This is a genomic window from Sphaerisporangium aureirubrum (assembly GCF_042658925.1).
Classification (GTDB): Bacteria; Actinomycetota; Actinomycetes; order Streptosporangiales; family Streptosporangiaceae; genus Sphaerisporangium; species Sphaerisporangium aureirubrum.
In genome coordinates, this window is record NZ_JBHSRF010000192.1 from 1 (window position 1) to 1,110 (window position 1,110).

Annotated in this window: 1 pseudogene; it reads right to left on the reverse strand. The window is 74.2% G+C overall.

What is annotated here, in order from left to right:
- A pseudogene (locus tag ACFP1K_RS41090) lies at positions 1 to 596 on the reverse strand (serine/threonine-protein kinase); the annotation flags it as partial.
- Positions 597 to 1,110: the final 514 nt, after the last annotated feature.

Sequence of the window (1,110 nt, forward strand, 5' to 3'; positions counted from 1 at the left end):
TCTATCCACATGGTGAGGTGGATGCCTTCGGAGGTGACGGAGCATTCGGCCTGGAGGCGGTAGGTGGAGGCCAGGTCGGGGATGGGGGTGGGGGCGGTGAGGTTGCCGCCGGCGCCCTTGGTCACGCGGCGGATCCTGGCCTGGCCGCGGCCGTCGATCAGGAACTCGTAGCGGCTCTGGTGGTATTCCTGGTCGGCGCGGCAGAAGAGGCCGTATTCGCCGTCAGTGCGGCTCTGGCGGGTGCTCACCGACACGCTGAGCAGGAGGCGGTCGGGGGTGGTGGGGGTGGGTGAGGCGGATGGGTCGGGGGTGGCGGGCTGCTGGGGGACGTACGGGAGCGGTGCGCTCTCGGCGCGTTCCGGGGCGTCGCCCTGCACGTCGATGGCGTAGTAGCCGTCGGGGGCGTAGCCGTACCTGCCGTACTCGTCGCCGGTGTACTTGCTCCCGTCCCAGCCGGTGCCGCTCTGCGCGAAGTCGTCGCGGTACAGATAGGACAGCTCGGTCGGCGGCCCGGACGGCGCCAGCAGCGCCCGCACCCCGAACCCGGCCACCACCGCGAGCACCACCCCGGCCGCGGCGAACCCGATCAGCCGCAACCGCCGGGTACCCCCGGCCCCGTGCCGCCCGCCCGCCCCACCACCACCCGGCGTGCCGCCGTGTGTCGCGGCGGCCCCGCGCGCCGTGGGCGCCCCGGGGACATTGGATGACCCGTGCATCGTGGGTGCCCCGTGGACGTTGGGCACCCCGTGTGCCGTGGACGCCCCGTGGACGTCGGGTGACCCGTGCATCGTTGGCGCCCTACGGACGTCGGGTGACCCGTGCGCCGTGGGGGTTCCGTGGACATCAGGACCCGGCACGCCCGCCGGGTAGGTGGGCGACACTCCGCGAAGCGGGGGCGTGTCGCCGGAGGTGGCCGGGTCGTATCCCGGGGTGTCGTGCCGCCCGGCGGGGGCGGTGGGCTGATGACCCCGCGTTTGGCCCGGGTGGGCGGCGGTGGGCTGAGGGTCGCCGGTGTGTCCGGAATACGGGGTGGTGGGTTGGTGAGGGCCGGCGGTGTGGCCCGGGTGGGCGGTGGTGGGCTGGGGGTCGCCGGTTTGGCCGGAATAGGGG